Raw genomic sequence first — 17,511 nt, forward strand, 5'->3', positions numbered from 1 at the left:
CGGAACCTAAAAAATCCCTCAAGCGCACCTTGGTTGGCAAGGTGGTCAGCGACAAGCGTCAAAAGACTGTGACCGTGCTGGTCGAGCGCCGTGTGAAGCACGAGCTCTACGGCAAGATCGTCGGTAAGTCGAGCAAGTACCACGCCCATGACGAAAATGGCGAGTACAAGCTGGGCGACACCATCGAAATCACCGAGAGCCGTCCGCTCTCCAAGACCAAGAACTGGGTTGCCACCCGCTTGGTGCAAAAGGCCGGTCTGCTGTAATCAGCACGCCAACGCTCCGGGGCAAAACCCCGGGCGAAAGCCCTGGGCCGAAAGGTCCTTCCAAAACGACCCACAATGTGGGTCGTTTTGCTTTGTGGGCTTCACACCTGTTGCGGCCCCGGGCAGTTCGCTTACACAACCCGTATTTATCCACAAACCTCAAGGAGATGACAATGATCAAAGTCGGTGACACCCTGCCCGCCAGCACCCTCATGGAATATTCGGAAGTGGAGGGCGAAGGCTGCAGCATTGGCCCCAACCCCGTGCCTGTCGACAAGGCCACCGCTGGCAAGACGATTGCCCTGTTCGCGCTGCCAGGCGCCTTTACTCCCACCTGCTCGGCCAAACATGTGCCCGGCTATGTGGAAAAGGTGGCCGAGTTCAAGGCGGCTGGCGTGGACGAAATCTGGTGCGTGAGTGTGAATGACGCTTTCGTGATGGGCGCATGGGCGCGCGATCAGAAGACGGACGGCAAGGTGCGCATGCTGGGCGACGGTGACGCAACGTTTGCCAAGGCGACCGGGCTGACGCTGGACCTGAACGGCAAGGGCCTGGGACTGCGCAGCAATCGCTACTCGATGCTGGTCCGCGACGGCAAGGTGGTCACGCTGAATGTGGAAGCGCCGGGCAAGTTTGAAGTGAGCGATGCGGACACCTTGCTGGCCCAGGCCAAGGCTTGAACCCCGTCGCTAATTGCTATTAAATGTATAGCTGCTAGCGCTTATCCATAAAGCGCTAGCGCCAAGAAACACTAAAAAATATCGACCTTGAGGTAATGCGCCCCCGCAATCGGGTTGTGATAGTAAGGCGGCACCTCTTCAAAACCCAGGTCGGTGTACAGGGCCCGCGCGGACTCCATGTCGTCCAGCGTATCGAGCAACACGCAGGCATATCCAGCCAAGCGGGCTCGGTCTAGAATAGCCTCTGCAAGCTCTCTGCCCAGGCCAAAACCGCGGAAGGCCTTGCGCACAAACAGGCGCTTCATCTCGGCTGCGTTCGGGTAATCGGCAGTATCCAGCGGGCGCAATGCACAACAACCGGCAATGGCGCCTTCCACCTCGGCCAGCAGCAGCGCGCCGCGCGGTTCGGCGTAGTCGCCAGGCAATTGGGCCAGCTCGCTCTCAAAGTCCTGAAAACACAGGTCCACGCCCAGAGCGTCAGCGTACTCGCGGAAGATTTCGCGGACCGTGTCCAGCTCGGCGGGCGAGGTGGGGGTCCGCAGGGTGACAGTAGGCTTGTCCAAAACACCAGTGTGTAAAACAACAAAAGCCGCAGTGTAGCGAGTCCGGTTCAGAACCCTGCAGCAGCGAGGGTTGACACCCACCACGACAACCCCAGGCTCAGCGCGAGCACCACCAGTGCTAGCAACCGCGTCTTCGCATCGTCGCGCGATGGGGCCACCGGCGTAGCGAGCACTTTGTCGCCGTGCAGCATGGGGCGCACCAGCCGCTGCTTGCGCACCAGCACGTAGAACAGGATGGCCAGAACATGCAGTGCGACCAGTCCCAGCACCAAATACTGGCCGATCTCCTTGTGGTACCCGGTGGCCTGCCCCACCACCGCGTTGGAGACAAAGCGTGTCAGCGGGCCCGCAAACGCAATCTCATCGTCGCTGAGCAAGCCAGTGGCCACCTGCACGATCAGCACGGCGAGCAGGCCAAATACAGACATAGCTCCCAGCGGGCTGTGGCCCACGCTGTCATCAGGGTGCGCCATGCCGCGAACGTAGCGCACGAGCCGGGCCGGGGAGTACGCAAAGGCTGAAAACCGCGACCACCGTCCACCGATCAGGCCCCAGAGGATGCGGAAGACGAGCAACGCCAGCACCAGATGCCCAAGGCGAAAATGCCATTCCATCGCATTGCCGCCGACCTTGGCAGTGATAACGAGACCGATCACACTGGCGGCCAGCGCCCAGTGGAAGATGCGGGTGGGAAGGTCCCAGATGCGTACGGTGTGTGGGTGCTGCGTCATGGTGTGTGGCGGCTGAGGTGGGGGTGCGAACGATCATGACATTGTGCGGGACGTGGGATTTACCCGGTGTTGCGGCCGGGTGCCAAATTTGCGACAAACCGGCATACTCCCCACCGCACGTACGGTTTTTTGTCCCCCACGAAAAAGGAAGCTCCCATGAAAGCACTTGCCGCGTTCACCCTTGCCGCTGCCGCCCTGACCCTTTCGGCACCAGCGTCTGCCCAGTTCGCCAAAGCCGAGGACGCCATCAAATACCGCCAGAGCGCGCTGTTTGTGATGGGCCAGCATTTCAGCCGCATCGGTGCCATGGCGAACGGCCGCGTACCGTTTGATGCCAAGGTGGCGCAGGACAATGCGGATGTTGTGGCCCAGATGGCCAAACTGCCGTGGGCGGGGTTTGGGCCGGGTACGGACAAGGGGGCGCCCACCAAGGCGCTGCCAGAGATCTGGACCGAACAGGCCAAGTACAAGGAACACTCCGACAAACTGGAGGCTGAATCCATCAAGCTGGCAGCTGCGGCCAAGACGGGCAATCTCGATAATCTCAAGACCGCGTTTGGCGCAGCCGCAGGCACCTGCAAAGCCTGCCATGACAACTACCGCGCCAAATGATCCGAGGCAAGTGCTGAGCAGCTACGTATTCGATAGCTGCTAGCGCTTGTCCAATAAGCGCAAAAGGCCAATTTCAAGTGAAATTGGCCTTTTTGTTTTGCTCCGGGACGCTGTCAGGTTTCAGCCAGCAGCTTTTCGATGAGCAGATGCAGCTCGGGGAAGTTGGGGGCGCCGACGAAGGTCTTCACAATCTCGCCGCGCTTGTTCACGATGAAGGTGGACGGTGTGAGCCGCACGTCGCCCCAGGCATGGGCCACCGCACCCGTGTTGTCGATGGCGACCTTGAAGGGCAGCTTGCGGGTTTCGGCAAAGTTCACCACGTAGCTGGGCGGGTCGTAGCTCATGGCCACGGCCACGGTGTCAAAGCCCTGGCTCTGGTACTTGTTGTACGTGGCCACAATCTCGGGCATCTCGGCCACGCAGGTGGTGCAGCTGGTGGCCCAGAAGTTCACCAAGGTCACCTTGCCCTGCATGTCCGCCGTGGTCTTGCTGGAGCCGTCCAGCAGCACAAACGTGGATGCGGGTGCGGCCGCACGGCCAGTGTCCAGGTACACATACGCGCCCACAGCAGCGAATGCCGCTACTGCCACACCTGCCGCCCAATGTTTTATTGCCATGACTTCACCATCAATCGTTCGTCCATACGTACAGGGGTCGCGCCCAAACCGGCATTGTGCCGGACGCTGTGATGCGAGGGGCATCGCTCGTCTTGTTGAACAGAAGAGCTGAGGACCGGCAACGCAGCCGGAGGTGGACTCGTACAGCGCGCAAAAGTTCGGCCCAGCTGCAGCGTTTGGGTGTGCACGCACCCAACGTGGGCACCACTGCCGATAATCGACCGATGAACTGGACATTGACCGGGGCCACTGCCCTGCTGCTGCTCGCGGGCTGCAGCCCCGCACTGAACTGGCGCAGCGTGCCGCTGCCGGATGCCGCAATCACCATCACCCTGCCATGCAAGCCCGACCAGGCCACCCGCCAGGTCGAGTTGGCGGGCGCGCCGGTAGAGCTGTCCATGACCGGCTGTGATGCGGATGGAGCGACGTTCGCGGTGTCGCATGCCGCGCTTGCAGACCCCGCGCAGGTGGGCGCGGCGTTGACCCACTGGCGCTCTGCGGTGCTCGCCAACATGGGCTCTGGCGCCGCCGCCGCTGCGGTGGACAAACCCTATGCGCCTGCGGGTGTACTGCCAGTGCCGCAATCGGTGCGCACTACCGTGCAGGGCCAGCGCACCGACGGCAGCCCTGTGGTGGCGCAAGGGGTGTGGTTTGCTCGGGCTGTGGGGCCGCAGGTGCGTCTGTACCACGCCGTGGTCTACAGCCCCAAGTCCCGTCCCGAAGTGGCCGACCAGTTCTTTGCCGGGTTGGCATTGCAATGAGCGGGGTGCTGCCGCGGCGCACGGCCGTTATTGTTTTCCTGGCCTTTGCCTTTGCGTACTTTCTGTCAGCCCTGGTGCGCGCCGTGACGGCCACGCTGGCACCGACGCTGGCAGAGGAGTTCACGCTGCAGGCCAGTGACCTGGGGTTACTGGCCGGTGGGTACTTTCTGGGCTTTTCGGCCACGCAGCTGCCGCTGGGCACCTGGCTGGACCGCCATGGCCCGAAGAAGGTCGCGCTGGGCTTCCTGGGGGTGGCGGTGGTGGGTAGCCTGGTGTTCTCGGTGGCTACGGGCTTCTCGGGCTTGCTGGCGGGGCGGGTGCTGTGCGGGGCGGGGGTCAGCGCGTGCCTGATGGCGCCGCTCACCGGGTACCGGCGCTGGTTGGCGCCCACTGCGCAGATGCGGGCCAACTCATGGATGCTGATGACGGGTTCGTTGGGCATGGTGGCATCGACGCTGCCGGTGCAATGGGCACTGCCGCTGGTGGGCTGGCGGCCCCTGTTCTGGGGTCTGGCGGGATTGATCGTTCTGTCGATGGTGGTGATCGCGGTGTGGGTGCCCCACTGGGGCGGCGCCTCAAAAGCGACGGCCGATGCCGATCCACCGACTGCCGGGAGCGAACACGCGCCCGAGGGCTATGCGATGGTGTGGCGCCACCCGTACTTTCAGCGGCTCGCCCCGCTCGGTTTTTTTGTCTACGGCGGCATGGTTGCCATGCAGACGCTGTGGGCCGGGCCGTGGATGCAGCGGGTGGCGGGCTACACGCCGCTGGAATCGGCCACCGGCCTGTTCTGGATCAACGTGTCCATGCTCTGCACGTTCTGGATGTGGGGCATGGTCAACCCGTGGCTACTGCGCAAAGGTTTTGGTCCTGACCGGCTGATGGCGGCGGGCCTGCCCCTGTGCCTTGTCGTGTTGCTGGGCATCATCGTTGCCGGGCCGCAGGCGGGGGGCGGGGCCTGGGCGCTGTTTTGTGTGTCGTGCACGTTTGTGTCGCTGTCGCAACCTGCGGTGGCGCTGGCGTTTCCGCAGGCGCTGGCGGGCCGAGCATTGTCGGCCTACAACCTTGTGATCTTTTCAGGCGTGTTCGTGGTGCAGTGGGGCATCGGGCTGGCGGTGGATGCGTTTGCGGCCGCAGGCTTGTCGACCGTGCCATCGTTTCAGGCGGCCATGGGCGTGTACCTGGTGTGCAACGTTGCGGCGTATGCGTGGTTCCTGCTGCGGGGGCAGCGCCATAATGTGCCTCAAACCTCCACCCCATGAGCACCACCAGCATCCTCATCATTGCGCACGCCCCGCTGGCCCACGCGCTGCGCGAATGCGCGTTGCATGTGTTTCCCGACTGTGGCGACAGCGTGACCGCACTGGACGTGCCGCCCAATATGCCGCCCGAAGAGTCGCTGGCACAAGCCCGCATCCTGCTCGACCAGCTGGGAGCCGATTCGACCCTGGTGCTGACCGATGTGTTTGGCGCCACGCCCTGCAATATTGCGCAGCGCGTTGTCGATGGCGTGCGCTCGCGTCTGGTGACCGGCGTCAACCTGCCCATGCTGCTGCGCGCTGTGAGCTACCGGGCCGAGCCGCTCGACTCCGTCGTCAACCGCGCTGTGGTCGGTGGCACACAAGGGGTGATGCAGGTGGCCATCTCCGCACCACAGAACCAGAACCGCCGTAGCCGACATGATCAAGACTCGTACGACCATCAACAATAAACTGGGCCTGCATGCCCGCGCCTCGGCCAAGCTGACCAAGCTGGCGGGCAGCTTCCCGTGTGACGTTTTCATGAGCCGTGGCGACCGCCGCATCAACGCCAAAAGCATCATGGGCGTGATGATGCTGGCGGCCGGCATGGGCACCGAGGTGGAGATAGAAACCAGCGGAGATCGCGAGCAGGAGGCCATGGATGCACTGCTTGCGCTCATCGCTGACAAATTCGGTGAGGGTGAGTGAGCCTGCAGCCCCCACACCTTTCCTTGCTTGTTGAACCTGTGACCCCACCATGACTTTTTCCGTCCACGGTCTCGCAGTCGCCCGCGGCATTGCCATTGGCCGAGCGGTGCTGGTGGCGTCCAGCCGCGTGGATGTGGCGCACTATTTTGTGCAGCCCGATCAGGTGGAGGGCGAGATCGAGCGGGTGCGCAATGGCCGAAATGCGGTGGTCGAAGAGCTGCAGCGCCTTCAGACCGACATGCCTGCCGACGCGCCGCATGAGCTGACCGCGCTGCTGGATGTGCACCTGATGCTGTTGCAGGACGAGGCGCTCACGGGCGGCGTCAAGCACTGGATCACCGAGCGCCTGTACAACGCCGAGTGGGCGCTGACCACGCAGCTTGAAGTCATTGCGCGCCAGTTCGACGAGATGGAGGACGAGTACCTGCGCGAGCGCAAGGCAGACCTGGAGCAGGTGGTTGAGCGCATCCTGCGCTACATGAAAGGCGTGGCCAGCCCCGTGGCACCGCCCGCCAGCAGCCCGCGCCGCAAGACACAGCAAGACCTGCTGCTGGACGACACGGTGGATGTGCCCCTGGTGCTGGTCGCACACGACCTGTCGCCCGCCGACATGCTGCAGTTCAAGCAAAGCGTGTTTGCAGGTTTTGTGACCGATGTGGGCGGCAAGACCAGCCACACTGCCATCGTCGCTCGCAGCATGGACATCCCGGCCGTCGTCGGCGCGCGCAGTGCCAGCCAGCTGGTGCGGCAGGACGACTGGGTCATCATCGACGGCGATGCGGGCGTAGTCATCGTCGATCCGTCTCCCATCATCCTGGCCGAATACGGCTTCCGCCAGCGCCAGGTTGAGCTGGAGCGCGAACGGCTGGCACGGCTGCGCCACACACCCGCCATCACCATCGACGGCCACAAGGTGGAGTTGCTGGCCAACATCGAGCAGCCCGGCGACGCCGCTGCCGCCGTGCGCGCCGGAGCTGTAGGCGTGGGGCTGTTTCGCAGCGAATTTTTGTTCATGGGCCGCACGGGCAACCTGCCCGGCGAGGACGAGCAGTACCGCGCGTACTGCGAGGCCATCGACGGCATGCAGGGCCTGCCGGTCACCATCCGCACCATCGACGTGGGCGCCGATAAGCCCCTGGATCACAAGGCCCACAAGGACAGCTACCTGAACCCGGCCCTGGGCCTGCGCGCCATCCGCTGGAGCCTGGCCGACCCGGCCATGTTCCGCACCCAGCTGCGCGCCGTGCTGCGTGCGGCGGCGCATGGCAAGGTCAATCTGCTGTTCCCCATGCTGGCGCACACGCACGAGATCCAGCAGACCCTGGCGCAGGTCGACCTGGCCCGTGCCGAGCTCGACGCGCGCGGCGTGCCCCACGGCCCGGTACAACTGGGCGCCATGATCGAGGTGCCTGCGGCTGCGCTCATGGTGCGCACCTTCCTCAAATACTTCGACTTCCTGTCCATCGGCACCAACGACTTGATCCAGTACACGCTGGCCATCGACCGCGCCGACGAGGCCGTGGCGCACCTCTATGACCCGCTGCACCCGGCCGTGCTGCGCCTGGTGGCCGATGTGATTGCCGAGGGCGAACGCCAGGGCAAGAGCGTGTGTGTGTGCGGCGAAACGGCAGGCGACGTGGCCATGACGCGCCTGCTGCTGGGTTTGGGACTGCGTAGCTTTTCGATGCACCCGGCGCAGATCCTGGCGATCAAACAAGAGGTGCTGCGCGCCGACACCCGCAAGCTGGCGCCCTGGGCGCAGCAGGTGCTGGAGGGCGATGAGCCCGCTGCGCTGCTGGCCTCGTAGGCCATCGAGCGTTTAGTCCTAAATTGATAGCTGCTAGCGCTTGATAGATAAGCGCTAGAGGCTAATTTGACTAATATTTTGTGCTCAGCGCGCCCGCATCCCCATGACTGCGGCGCAGATGATCATCACCGTGGCCAGCGCAATGCTCCAGGTGAACGGGCGGCCACTCACCACAATCAACAACGCTGTTGACGCCAGCGGCGTAACGTAGCTCAGGATGCCGATGTGCCGCGCATCGCCCAGCTTGAGCGCCTTGTCCCACATAAAAAACGACGCCCCCAGCGGCCCCAGGCCCAGCACCGCCAGCAGCGCCCAGTCGCGCGGCTGCAGCGCGACGGAGGGCTCCAGCAGCACATGGCACAGCAGCGACAGCACGCCCGACACCAGGCCGAAGAGGCCAATCGCCGTGGTCGGGAAAGCCGTCACGCGCTTGGTCAGCAGTGAGTACGTGGCCCAGATGAAAGCAGCCGCTAACGCGGGCAGATAGCCCCATGCCAGCGTGCCGCTCAGCTCGCGCCCGCCGACTATGGCAATCGCCGCCCCTGCAAACCCCAGCAGCGCCGCCAGCACGTGCGGCAAGCGCAGCGCCACGCCCGGCAGCACCACGGGTGCCAGCACCACGATGAACAGCGGCCACAGGTAGTTCACCAGGTTGGCCTCCACCGGCGGCGCGTGGCGCAGCGCGATGAACAGCAGAAAGTGGTACGCAAACAGGCCATACACACCCAGCGCCAGCGTGCGCAGCGGAATGCGCCACTGCGATGGATCGCGCAGCACAAACGGCCAGGCGGGTACGCTGCCGATGATGAGCGCTATGCCCGTGAGCAGGAACGGCGGAATGTGCGTGAGCGAGACGCCCAGCGATGCGAGGGAGGCCCACAGTGCGATGGCGCCCAGGGCGTACAGGTTGGCTTGCATGGAGGGGGAGCTTACGCGTGCCAGCGGCCCCGGATCGTCGCGCAACGGCGGTTCGTCGTCGCGCACCAGCGATCGTCTCAATGCTCGTCAGTGATGTTCGGTGCGGCGCAGCGCAGCAGTCAGGGCCGAGGGTGAGCGGTAGCCCGTGCGCCGCGCCACCTCGGCCACGGGCATGCCGGTGCCGCGCAGCATCCGCGCTTGCGCCAGCCGCTGGCTGCGCAGCCAGGCCATGGCGCTTTGGCCTTGGTCCTCGCGGCAGCGGGCCGCAAACTGGCTGGGACTCAGGTGCACCCGCGCCGCCAGGTCGGCCACGGTGAGGTCGCGGTGCCACTGTTGGGCGGCCCACTGCTGGAGTGCGAGCCAATCGATGGCTCGTCGGCGTTCAGTGTTGAGCTGTGGGATGTGTGGATGGGCGTCGCCCAGCCATGCCTCCAGCAGCAGTGCGGGGCCGTGAGTCTGAGCCAGGGGGCGGCCTTGTTGCAGTGCGCTGGCCAGATAGCGAGCCAACGGCAGTGCATCAGCGGACAGTGTGGTGGTGCGGCGCGGGTTGGCGCACTGCGCCCAGTCAGGGTGTGCGCTGTCGAGCACCAGGCACACGCTGCCACGCGACGATTCAAAGTCGTGCCGATCTCCCGGTGCAATCACGCAGCCAGCGCCCGGTGCCACGCGCACACCACGCCCATCGACCTCCAGATCCAGCGCGCCGGAGAGGCCCAGCAGAATCTGGAAGTGGTCGTGGCTGTGGCTGCCCGGCGAAGCGCCGTAGTGCCGCAAAGAGAGCGATTCCGCTGGGACCATGTGCGTGCTCTGCGGCTTCGCTCGGCGCCAGCCTTAGACGCCAGCGGCGTGCGCTTGCTGGTCGGCGTGGTAGCTGCTGCGCACCATGGCGCCCACTGCGGCGTGGCTGAAGCCCATCTTGTAGGCCTCTTCCTCGAACATCTTGAATGTGTCGGGGTGCACGTAGCGGCGCACGGGCAGGTGGCTGTTGCTGGGGGCCAGATATTGGCCAATGGTCAGCATGTCGATGTGGTGGTCGCGCATATCGCGCATCACCTGCAGGATCTCTTCGTCGGTTTCGCCCAGGCCCACCATGATGCCGCTCTTGGTGGGCACTTTGGGATGCAGTGCCTTGAACTTCTTGAGCAGGTTCAGGCTGAACTGGTAGTCAGAGCCGGGGCGCGCTTCCTTGTACAAACGCGGCGCGGTTTCCAGGTTGTGGTTCATCACGTCGGGCGGCGCGGCTTTCAGGATTTCGAGCGCCCGGTCGTCACGACCACGGAAGTCGGGCACCAGGATCTCGATCTGGGTCGTGGGTGACAGTTCGCGGATGTTCTGGATGCATTCCACAAAATGCCCGCTGCCGCCGTCGCGCAGGTCGTCGCGGTCCACACTGGTGATCACCACGTACTTGAGCTTGAGTGCTGCAATCGTCTTGGCCAGGTTCAGCGGCTCGTCTTTGTCCAGGGGATCGGGGCGGCCATGGCCCACGTCGCAGAACGGGCAGCGGCGGGTGCATTTGTCGCCCATGATCATGAACGTGGCAGTGCCCTTGCCAAAACATTCGCCGATGTTGGGGCACGAGGCTTCTTCACACACGGTGTGGAGCTTGTGCTCGCGCAGGATCTCCTTGATCTCGTAAAAGCGCGTGGTGGGGCTACCCGCCTTGACGCGAATCCACTCCGGCTTTTTCAGCACCTCGCCGCGTTCCACTTTGATCGGAATGCGCGACAGCTTGGCCGCAGCCTTTTGCTTGGCCAGCGGGTTGTAGTCTTCGGTGGATTGCGCTTCGCGGACGACTTCAGGGGTGCTCATGGCGTGTAGGCAGCGTGTAAGAGAGATCAACGCGCAAGGCGGATGCTGAGCTGCTGGCCCAGCACCTGCGCGGCTTCGTCCCAGGTGGTTTTGACCCCGATTGTAGAAAGGTCCACCGTTTGCAAACCTGCGTACCCGCAAGGGTTGATGCGCGCGAAGGGCTCCAGGTCCATCGCCACATTGAGCGCCACACCGTGGTAAGTGCTGTGTCGGCTGACCTTGATGCCCAACGCGGCGATCTTGCCCAGGCCTTCAAAGTCGGGAATCGAGGCCGCCGTGCCGATGCGTTTTTGCGGACGCTGCGGCAGCATCGCGTGGCTGTGTGGGTCGTCCAGCCGCACATAGATGCCAGGGGCGCCGCCCACGCGGTGGCCCGTGATGCCAAAGTGCGCCAGCGTGCGGATCACCGCCTCCTCCACGCGGTAGACGTATTCCTTGACGAAATAGCCAGCACGTTGCAGGTCGATCAGCGGGTAGGCCACCACCTGGCCGGGGCCGTGAAAGGTGACCTGGCCGCCGCGGTTGGTGGCCACCACGGGGATGTCGCCCGGGTTGAGTACGTGGTCACTTTTGCCAGCAAGGCCCTGGGTGTACAGCGGGGCGTGTTCGCACACCCAAAGCACATCGGGGGTTTCTGGGCTCCGGCTGGCCGTGTAGTCCTGCATGGCCTGCACGGTGGCGGCATAGTCCACGCGGCCCAGCATGTGAATGTCGATGGTCATGCAGAAAATCTCCCGCGCGCTTGCGACTACAGCACCACTTTGACGAGGGGATGCGACGAGAGGGCGCGGTACAGGTCGTCCAGCTGCTCGCGGCTCGTCGCCGTGATGGTGATGGTTACTCCGAGGTAATTGCCAGCGCGGCTGTCGCGCAGTTCAATGGTGCTGGCATCAAAGGTCGGATCGAACTGGCGGGCCAGCTCGGTGACGGCATGCACAAAGCCGTCTACCTTGGCGCCCATGACCTTTATCGGAAATTGCGAGGGGTATTCAATCAACGAATCTTTGCGTGAATCGGTAGCCTGTGTGTCCAGGCCGTTTGCGGGCGGCGGGGTAGAGGAGGTCATGGTGAAAGGTGGTGGAGTGTTTGCTGCGAATTCAATAGCTGGCACGGCATGGCCATTGTGCGCCAGCGGGTGTTGACGCCACTGCACGCGCTAGTGCGGAGTGACCCAGTCCGATGCGTGGTTGTGCGCCAATCCCATTGAAAGCCGTTGGCCCATCACCACAACCGAGCGAACGAGCGCACCAGTTTCGTGCCGGGGTTGCGGGTCTTTGTTGGGTGGCATGGGTTTTTACTTATAATTAGAGGCTTTGTGAAAGTTGCAGTCTGCAACGCGGGCGTCGTTCAACAATGAAAACAATCGCGCCTGAGACTGAAACTGAGGCTGAAGAATCTGACTTCAAGCCCCTCACGGCCGAAGAGGCCGCGGTGTGGCGCAGTCGCAATCCTCCCGTTTCGGTGTGGAAGGTGGTGGCAGGTCAGGCGCTGGTTGGAGTCCTGGTGGCCCTGGTGGCTTGGGTTCTGACGGGCAGCGTGCCGATGGGTTGGTCTGCAGCTTACGGCGCAGTGGCGGTGGTGGTTCCGGCGGCTTTGTTTGCGCGGGGTGTACTGCGTCACAGCGCGTCGTTCAATCCGCGTGCTGCCATGGTCGGGTTCTTTGGTTGGGAGATTGCCAAGATCCTGCTGACGGTAGCGCTGCTTGCGGCGGCGCCTTGGGTGGTTCCCGGTTTGAACTGGGTGGCTCTCGTGGTGGGTATGGTGATCACGATGAAAACGTACTGGATCGCGCTGTTGGTGCGGCCCAGTGTCCGAAAAACCGATTGATATAGAGAAGAGTTGTCCGATGGCCGCAGAAGCGCACGCTCCGACTGCAAGTGAATACATCGTTCACCACCTGCAGCACTTGCAGAACATCCCTCAAAAGGCGATCGTTGACTTTTCGGTGGTCAACATCGACTCCTTGGTAATCGGTTTCTTGGTGGGTTTTTTGGGGTTGTTTGTTTTGTGGCTCGGTGCCCGCAAAGCGACCTCTGGCGTTCCCACGCGGTTTCAGGCAGCAGTTGAAATGCTGGTTGAAATGGTGGACACGCAAACCAAGGCCAATATCAAGAACGCCAACAGCCGGAAATTCATTGGCCCTATGGCGCTCACGGTGTTCGTCTGGATCTTCATGATGAACGCCATGGACATGTTGCCTGTGGATTTGCTGCCTTCCATCTGGGCGAAAATCTACGAATTGGCTGGTCATGATCCGCATCACGCTTATTTGCGTGTAGTGCCAACTGCAGATCTTTCTACGACGTTGGGCTTGGCTGTCGCTATTTTGCTTTTGTGCCTGTACTACAGCGTGAAAATCAAAGGCTTGGGCGGTTGGACGCACGAGTTGGTGAGCGCTCCGTTTGGCACCAGCAAGAACCCGATTTTCGCCATCATCTTGGGCATCATTAATCTGGTGATGCAGATCATCGAATACTTTGCCAAGGCGGTTTCGCATGGCATGCGACTATTTGGGAACATGTACGCGGGTGAGTTGGTGTTCATGCTGATTGCCCTTATGGGTGGTGCTGCTGCCTTGTCCTTGTCTGGTGTCCTCATGCCGCTGGGTCACGTCATTGCGGGCTCTTTGTGGGCCATCTTCCATATCTTGGTGATCACGCTGCAAGCCTTTATCTTTATGATGCTTGCCCTGATCTATCTTGGCCAAGCGCACGAAGCCCATTGATTTTCAAGTTTCCCCTTGTTGTTTATCAAACCTTTCTTTTTTACTCAGGAGTTATCATGGAAAACATTCTCGGTTACGTTGCTTTGGCTTGCGGCATGATTGTGAGCCTCGGTGCTATCGGTGCTTCGATCGGTATCGCTTTGATGGGTGGCAAGTTTCTGGAATCGTCGGCCCGTCAGCCTGAACTGATTAACGAACTTCAAACCAAAATGTTCATTTTGGCTGGTCTTATCGACGCGGCTTTCCTGATTGGTGTGGCTATCGCTCTGCTGTTTGCTTTTGCAAACCCCTTTGCTGCTACGTTCCTGGCCAGCGTTCCAAAGTAATCATTCGTCAACGCCATCTTAGAAAGGTGTTGCCGTGAGTATCAACGCGACCCTGTTCTTCCAAATCATCGTCTTTTTTGTGCTGGTGTGGTTCACGATGAAATTCGTGTGGCCACCCATCACCAAGGCGCTGGATGAACGAGCCCAGAAAATCGCCGATGGCCTCGCAGCTGCCGACCGTGCCAAATCCGAATTGACTGCTGCCAATCAGCGTGTCGAGAAGGAATTGTCACAGGCGCGCAACGAGACGGCCTCGCGTCTTGCGGACGCCGACCGACGTGCCCAGGCCATCATCGATGAGGCCAAGGCACGCGCTACCGAGGAAGGTCACAAGATCGTCGCCGCCGCCCGTTCTGAAGCCGAGCAGCAAACGGTGCAAGCCCGCGAAGCACTGCGTGAGCAGGTTGCTGCACTCGCCGTCAAGGGCGCTGAGCAGATTCTCCGCAAGGAAGTCAATGCCGGCGTTCACGCCGATTTGCTCAGCCGCCTGAAAACCGAGCTGTAAGGGGGGACATATATGGCTGAACTCGCCACCATTGCCCGCCCTTATGCGGACGCTCTGTTCAAGGCCGCAACTGCGGGTGCGGGCATGGATCTGGCCAGCACTGCCGACTGGGTCGATGAGCTGGCGGCTATTGCCGTCAACCCCCAGTTGCGTGATCTGGCGGACAACCCCAAGGTAACCGCAGACCAAGTGTTTGCGGTTGTCACGGGTGTGGCGCGTTCAGCGCTGTCCGACATGGCCAAGAATTTTCTGCGCACGGTCATCGACAACGGGCGTCTCAATGCGCTCCCGGAAGTGGCTGCGCAATTTCGTGCCCTCGTGAATCGCCGCAACGGATCTTCGGATGCCGTGGTGTTCAGCGCCTTTCCCATGGACAGTTCAGCACTGTCCGAGGTCAGTGCAGCGCTGGAAAAGCGTTTCGGCCGCAAGCTCAATCTCGCCGTTCAACAGGACGAGTCGTTGATTGGCGGCATTCGCGTAGTGGTGGGTGACGAGGTGCTGGACACTTCGGTCAAGGCCCGTCTTGAACAAATGAAAGCGGCTCTCACCGCGTAACGCGCGGCGAGGGCAGCGAACCAAAGAAAGAAGGAAAGAGTCATGCAACTCAATCCCGCAGAAATTTCTGAACTCATCAAGAGCCGCATCGAAGGTCTGGCAGCCAGCAGCGATATCCGCAACCAGGGCACCGTGGTGTCCGTGTCTGACGGTATCGTGCGCGTTCATGGCCTGTCGGACGTGATGCAAGGCGAAATGCTGGAGTTCCCCGCCACCAAGGACGGACAGCCGTCCTATGGCTTGGCTCTGAACCTTGAGCGCGACTCTGTCGGCGCCGTGATTTTGGGTGAGTACGAACACATTTCCGAAGGCGACACCGTGAAGTGCACGGGCCGTATTCTGGAAGTACCTGTCGGCCCTGAGCTGATTGGCCGTGTGGTGAACGCCCTGGGTCAGCCGATTGACGGCAAGGGCCCCATCAACGCCAAGCTCACCGATGTGATCGAAAAGGTCGCACCGGGTGTTATCGCTCGTAAATCGGTGGACCAGCCTCTGCAGACCGGCCTGAAGTCCATCGACTCCATGGTTCCCGTGGGCCGCGGCCAGCGCGAGCTGATCATTGGTGACCGCCAGACCGGCAAGACGGCTGTCGCTATCGACGCCATCATCGCTCAGAAGGGGCAGGGCGTTACCTGTATCTACGTTGCCATCGGTCAGAAGGCTTCGTCGATCAAGAACGTGGTGCGCGCACTGGAACAAGCCGGTGCCATGGACTACACGATTGTGGTGGCCGCATCGGCTTCCGAATCGGCTGCCATGCAGTACGTGTCGGCCTACTCGGGCTGCACGATGGGCGAGTACTTCCGCGACCGTGGCGAAGACGCACTGATCGTGTATGACGACCTGTCCAAGCAGGCCGTGGCCTACCGTCAGGTTTCGCTGCTGCTGCGCCGTCCTCCAGGCCGTGAAGCCTACCCCGGCGACGTGTTCTATCTCCACAGCCGCCTGCTCGAGCGCGCAGCCCGCGTGAATGCCGACTACGTCGAAGCCTTCACCAAGGGTGAAGTCAAGGGCAAGACCGGTTCGCTGACCGCGCTGCCCATCATCGAAACGCAGGCCGGCGACGTGTCCGCTTTCGTGCCGACCAACGTGATCTCGATCACCGACGGCCAGATCTTCCTGGAAACCAGCCTGTTCAACGCCGGTATCCGCCCCGCCATCAACGCCGGTATCTCGGTGTCGCGCGTGGGTGGTGCTGCCCAGACCAAGCTGATCAAGAACCTGTCCGGCGGTATCCGTACCGACCTGGCCCAGTACCGTGAACTGGCCGCGTTCGCGCAGTTTGCCTCCGACCTGGACGAAGCCACCCGCAAGCAGCTCGACCGCGGTGCCCGCGTGACCGAACTGCTCAAGCAGGCGCAGTACAGCCCGCTGTCCATCTCGCTGATGGCTTCCACGCTGTTTGCTGTGAACAAGGGTTTCATGGACGACATCGACGTCAAGAAAGTGCTCGACTTCGAACACGGCCTGCACCAGTTCCTGAAGACCAGCCACGCTGCTCTGTTGGCTAAGCTGGAACAGGCCAAGGCCATGGACAAGGACGCTGAAGCCGAAATGTCCGCCGCTATCGCCGCGTTCAAGAAGTCGTTCGCTTAATCCGAACGAGGAATCATCATGGCAGCAGGCAAGGAAATACGCGGCAAGATCAAATCGGTCGAAAACACCAAGAAGATCACCAAAGCCATGGAGATGGTGGCTGCATCCAAAATGCGCAAGGCGCAGGAACGGATGCGTGCCGCCCGCCCTTACAGCGAGAAAATCCGTAACATTGCAGCCAACCTTGGCCATGCCAATCCAGAGTACGTGCACCCGTTCATGCAATTGAACGATGCCAAGGTGGCTGGCGTGATTGTGGTGACGACCGACAAGGGCCTGTGCGGTGGCATGAACACCAACGTGCTGCGCGTCGTGACGTCCAAGCTGCGTGAGCTGCAGGGTGCTGGCGTGTCTACCGAGGCGGTTGCTATTGGCAACAAGGGCCTGGGTTTCCTGAACCGTGTGGGTGCCAAGGTGGTTTCGCACGTGACAGGCCTGGGCGACACGCCCCATCTGGATAAGTTGATTGGTCCCGTCAAGGTGTTGCTCGATGCGTACGCAGAAGGCAAGGTCAGCGCGGTGTATCTGAGCTACACCAAGTTCATCAACACCATGAAGCAGGAATCGGTGGTGGAGCAGCTGCTTCCCCTGTCCTCCGAGCAGATGCAGGCCGAAAAGACGGAACATGGCTGGGACTACATCTACGAGCCCGACGCGCAAAGCGTGATCGACGAGATGCTGGTCCGTTATGTCGAGTCCCTGATCTACCAGGCGGTTGCGGAAAATATGGCGTCCGAGCAGTCGGCACGCATGGTGGCCATGAAGGCTGCCACCGACAACGCCGGCAGCGTCATTGGCGAGTTGAAGCTGGTCTACAACAAGACGCGCCAAGCAGCGATTACGAAAGAACTTTCGGAAATCGTATCCGGCGCCGCTGCTGTGTAAGCAAGCAGCTCAACCAACATCTAAATTGGAGCGAGAAAAATGGCTCAAGAGAATACCCAAGTGAACGCAAGCGTTCAGGGCAAGATTGTTCAATGTATCGGCGCTGTGGTGGACGTTGAGTTCCCGCGCGACCAGATGCCCAAGATTTACGACGCTCTGAAGCTCGACGGCTCGACGCTGACGCTGGAAGTGCAGCAGCAGCT

The 17,511-nt window shown here is 61.9% G+C and carries 23 protein-coding genes and 1 pseudogene; 16 read left to right on the forward strand and 8 right to left on the reverse strand.

The genetic code is table 11. The annotated features are described in order from the left end of the window. Positions 1–266: 30S ribosomal protein S17 (gene rpsQ, locus ACK4OE_RS21760; protein ID WP_409888016.1), on the forward strand; the 266-nt coding region annotated here is incomplete at its 5' end. A 173-nt stretch (positions 267–439) separates the two neighbouring features. Beyond that, positions 440–946: a peroxiredoxin gene (locus ACK4OE_RS21765; protein WP_409888018.1), complete on the forward strand. Its 507-nt coding sequence runs from the start codon at positions 440–442 to the stop codon at positions 944–946. A 71-nt stretch (positions 947–1,017) separates the two neighbouring features. Here the strand turns inward: ACK4OE_RS21765 and ACK4OE_RS21770 are convergent, their stop codons facing one another. Both ACK4OE_RS21770 and ACK4OE_RS21775 read right to left on the reverse strand, forming a co-directional pair. Continuing rightward, positions 1,018–1,509 carry a GNAT family N-acetyltransferase gene (locus ACK4OE_RS21770; protein ID WP_409888020.1) on the reverse strand — a complete coding sequence of 164 codons (492 nt, stop codon included), beginning with the start codon at positions 1,507–1,509 and terminating at the stop codon, positions 1,018–1,020. Between the two features lie 47 nt (positions 1,510–1,556). Then, positions 1,557–2,240, reverse strand: coding sequence for a cytochrome b/b6 domain-containing protein (locus ACK4OE_RS21775; RefSeq protein WP_409888022.1), 684 nt, complete (start codon positions 2,238–2,240; stop codon positions 1,557–1,559). A gap of 156 nt (positions 2,241–2,396) precedes the next feature. Between ACK4OE_RS21775 and ACK4OE_RS21780 the strand changes: the two genes are divergently transcribed. After that, a complete protein-coding gene (locus ACK4OE_RS21780) occupies positions 2,397–2,852 on the forward strand; it encodes a c-type cytochrome (protein WP_409888024.1) in 456 nt (151 codons plus the stop codon). Between the two features lie 113 nt (positions 2,853–2,965). Here the strand turns inward: ACK4OE_RS21780 and ACK4OE_RS21785 are convergent, their stop codons facing one another. Then, positions 2,966–3,469 (reverse strand): TlpA disulfide reductase family protein, encoded by a 504-nt coding sequence (locus ACK4OE_RS21785; protein WP_409888026.1) that lies wholly within the window; start codon positions 3,467–3,469, stop codon positions 2,966–2,968. A 224-nt stretch (positions 3,470–3,693) separates the two neighbouring features. Between ACK4OE_RS21785 and ACK4OE_RS21790 the strand changes: the two genes are divergently transcribed. From ACK4OE_RS21790 to ptsP, 5 genes are read left to right on the forward strand one after another with little or no spacing between them, the layout of a single operon-like run. After that, positions 3,694–4,230, forward strand: coding sequence for a hypothetical protein (locus ACK4OE_RS21790; RefSeq protein WP_409888028.1), 537 nt, complete (start codon positions 3,694–3,696; stop codon positions 4,228–4,230). After that, complete coding sequence (locus ACK4OE_RS21795) at positions 4,227–5,492, forward strand: MFS transporter (protein WP_409888030.1); 1,266 nt, start codon at positions 4,227–4,229, stop codon at positions 5,490–5,492. Before ACK4OE_RS21790 ends, ACK4OE_RS21795 begins: the two co-directional genes overlap by 4 nt. Next, positions 5,489–5,941, forward strand: a complete 453-nt coding sequence (locus tag ACK4OE_RS21800; protein ID WP_409888032.1) for a PTS sugar transporter subunit IIA — start codon at positions 5,489–5,491, stop codon at positions 5,939–5,941. The genes ACK4OE_RS21795 and ACK4OE_RS21800 overlap by 4 nt, the downstream gene beginning before the upstream one ends. After that, the gene (locus ACK4OE_RS21805) at positions 5,910–6,179 is read left to right on the forward strand and encodes an HPr family phosphocarrier protein (RefSeq protein WP_409888034.1); all 270 of its coding nucleotides are present in this window, start codon (positions 5,910–5,912) and stop codon (positions 6,177–6,179) included. Before ACK4OE_RS21800 ends, ACK4OE_RS21805 begins: the two co-directional genes overlap by 32 nt. Positions 6,180–6,228: 49 nt before the next feature. Then, positions 6,229–7,986, forward strand: a complete 1,758-nt coding sequence (gene ptsP / locus ACK4OE_RS21810; protein WP_409888036.1) for a phosphoenolpyruvate--protein phosphotransferase — start codon at positions 6,229–6,231, stop codon at positions 7,984–7,986. An 84-nt stretch (positions 7,987–8,070) separates the two neighbouring features. Here the strand turns inward: ptsP and ACK4OE_RS21815 are convergent, their stop codons facing one another. From ACK4OE_RS21815 to ACK4OE_RS21835, 5 genes are all read right to left on the reverse strand, one after another. Then, positions 8,071–8,904 carry a DMT family transporter gene (locus ACK4OE_RS21815; RefSeq protein WP_409888038.1) on the reverse strand — a complete coding sequence of 278 codons (834 nt, stop codon included), beginning with the start codon at positions 8,902–8,904 and terminating at the stop codon, positions 8,071–8,073. 87 nt (positions 8,905–8,991) lie between these two features. After that, on the reverse strand, positions 8,992–9,702 hold the full coding sequence (locus tag ACK4OE_RS21820; protein WP_409888040.1) for a helix-turn-helix domain-containing protein: 711 nt from the start codon (positions 9,700–9,702) through the stop codon (positions 8,992–8,994). A gap of 33 nt (positions 9,703–9,735) precedes the next feature. After that, positions 9,736–10,716 (reverse strand): lipoyl synthase, encoded by a 981-nt coding sequence (lipA, locus tag ACK4OE_RS21825; RefSeq protein WP_409888042.1) that lies wholly within the window; start codon positions 10,714–10,716, stop codon positions 9,736–9,738. A 26-nt stretch (positions 10,717–10,742) separates the two neighbouring features. Further along, positions 10,743–11,438, reverse strand: coding sequence for a lipoyl(octanoyl) transferase LipB (gene lipB / locus ACK4OE_RS21830; RefSeq protein WP_409888044.1), 696 nt, complete (start codon positions 11,436–11,438; stop codon positions 10,743–10,745). 26 nt (positions 11,439–11,464) lie between these two features. After that, positions 11,465–11,782: a YbeD family protein gene (locus ACK4OE_RS21835; RefSeq protein ID WP_409888046.1), complete on the reverse strand. Its 318-nt coding sequence runs from the start codon at positions 11,780–11,782 to the stop codon at positions 11,465–11,467. Between the two features lie 287 nt (positions 11,783–12,069). Between ACK4OE_RS21835 and ACK4OE_RS21840 the strand changes: the two genes are divergently transcribed. From ACK4OE_RS21840 to ACK4OE_RS21875, 8 genes and pseudogenes are all read left to right on the forward strand, one after another. Next, positions 12,070–12,543, forward strand: a complete 474-nt coding sequence (locus ACK4OE_RS21840) for an ATP synthase subunit I (RefSeq protein WP_409888048.1) — start codon at positions 12,070–12,072, stop codon at positions 12,541–12,543. A 19-nt stretch (positions 12,544–12,562) separates the two neighbouring features. Beyond that, a complete protein-coding gene (gene atpB, locus ACK4OE_RS21845; protein WP_409888050.1) occupies positions 12,563–13,441 on the forward strand; it encodes a F0F1 ATP synthase subunit A in 879 nt (292 codons plus the stop codon). A 56-nt stretch (positions 13,442–13,497) separates the two neighbouring features. Continuing rightward, the gene (gene atpE, locus ACK4OE_RS21850) at positions 13,498–13,767 is read left to right on the forward strand and encodes a F0F1 ATP synthase subunit C (RefSeq protein ID WP_409888052.1); all 270 of its coding nucleotides are present in this window, start codon (positions 13,498–13,500) and stop codon (positions 13,765–13,767) included. A 34-nt stretch (positions 13,768–13,801) separates the two neighbouring features. After that, positions 13,802–14,272 (forward strand): F0F1 ATP synthase subunit B, encoded by a 471-nt coding sequence (locus ACK4OE_RS21855; protein ID WP_409888054.1) that lies wholly within the window; start codon positions 13,802–13,804, stop codon positions 14,270–14,272. Between the two features lie 12 nt (positions 14,273–14,284). Next, positions 14,285–14,827 carry a F0F1 ATP synthase subunit delta gene (locus ACK4OE_RS21860; protein WP_409888056.1) on the forward strand — a complete coding sequence of 181 codons (543 nt, stop codon included), beginning with the start codon at positions 14,285–14,287 and terminating at the stop codon, positions 14,825–14,827. Between the two features lie 42 nt (positions 14,828–14,869). Further along, entirely contained in the window at positions 14,870–16,423 is a 1,554-nt protein-coding gene (gene atpA / locus ACK4OE_RS21865; RefSeq protein ID WP_409888058.1) for a F0F1 ATP synthase subunit alpha, read from the forward strand. Positions 16,424–16,441: 18 nt separating this feature from the next. Further along, positions 16,442–17,308 carry a F0F1 ATP synthase subunit gamma gene (gene atpG, locus ACK4OE_RS21870; protein ID WP_409888059.1) on the forward strand — a complete coding sequence of 289 codons (867 nt, stop codon included), beginning with the start codon at positions 16,442–16,444 and terminating at the stop codon, positions 17,306–17,308. 39 nt (positions 17,309–17,347) lie between these two features. Continuing rightward, a pseudogene (locus tag ACK4OE_RS21875) lies at positions 17,348–17,511 on the forward strand (F0F1 ATP synthase subunit beta); the annotation flags it as partial.

Source organism: Acidovorax sp. (assembly GCF_046314175.1).
Classification (GTDB): domain Bacteria; phylum Pseudomonadota; class Gammaproteobacteria; order Burkholderiales; family Burkholderiaceae_C; genus Acidovorax.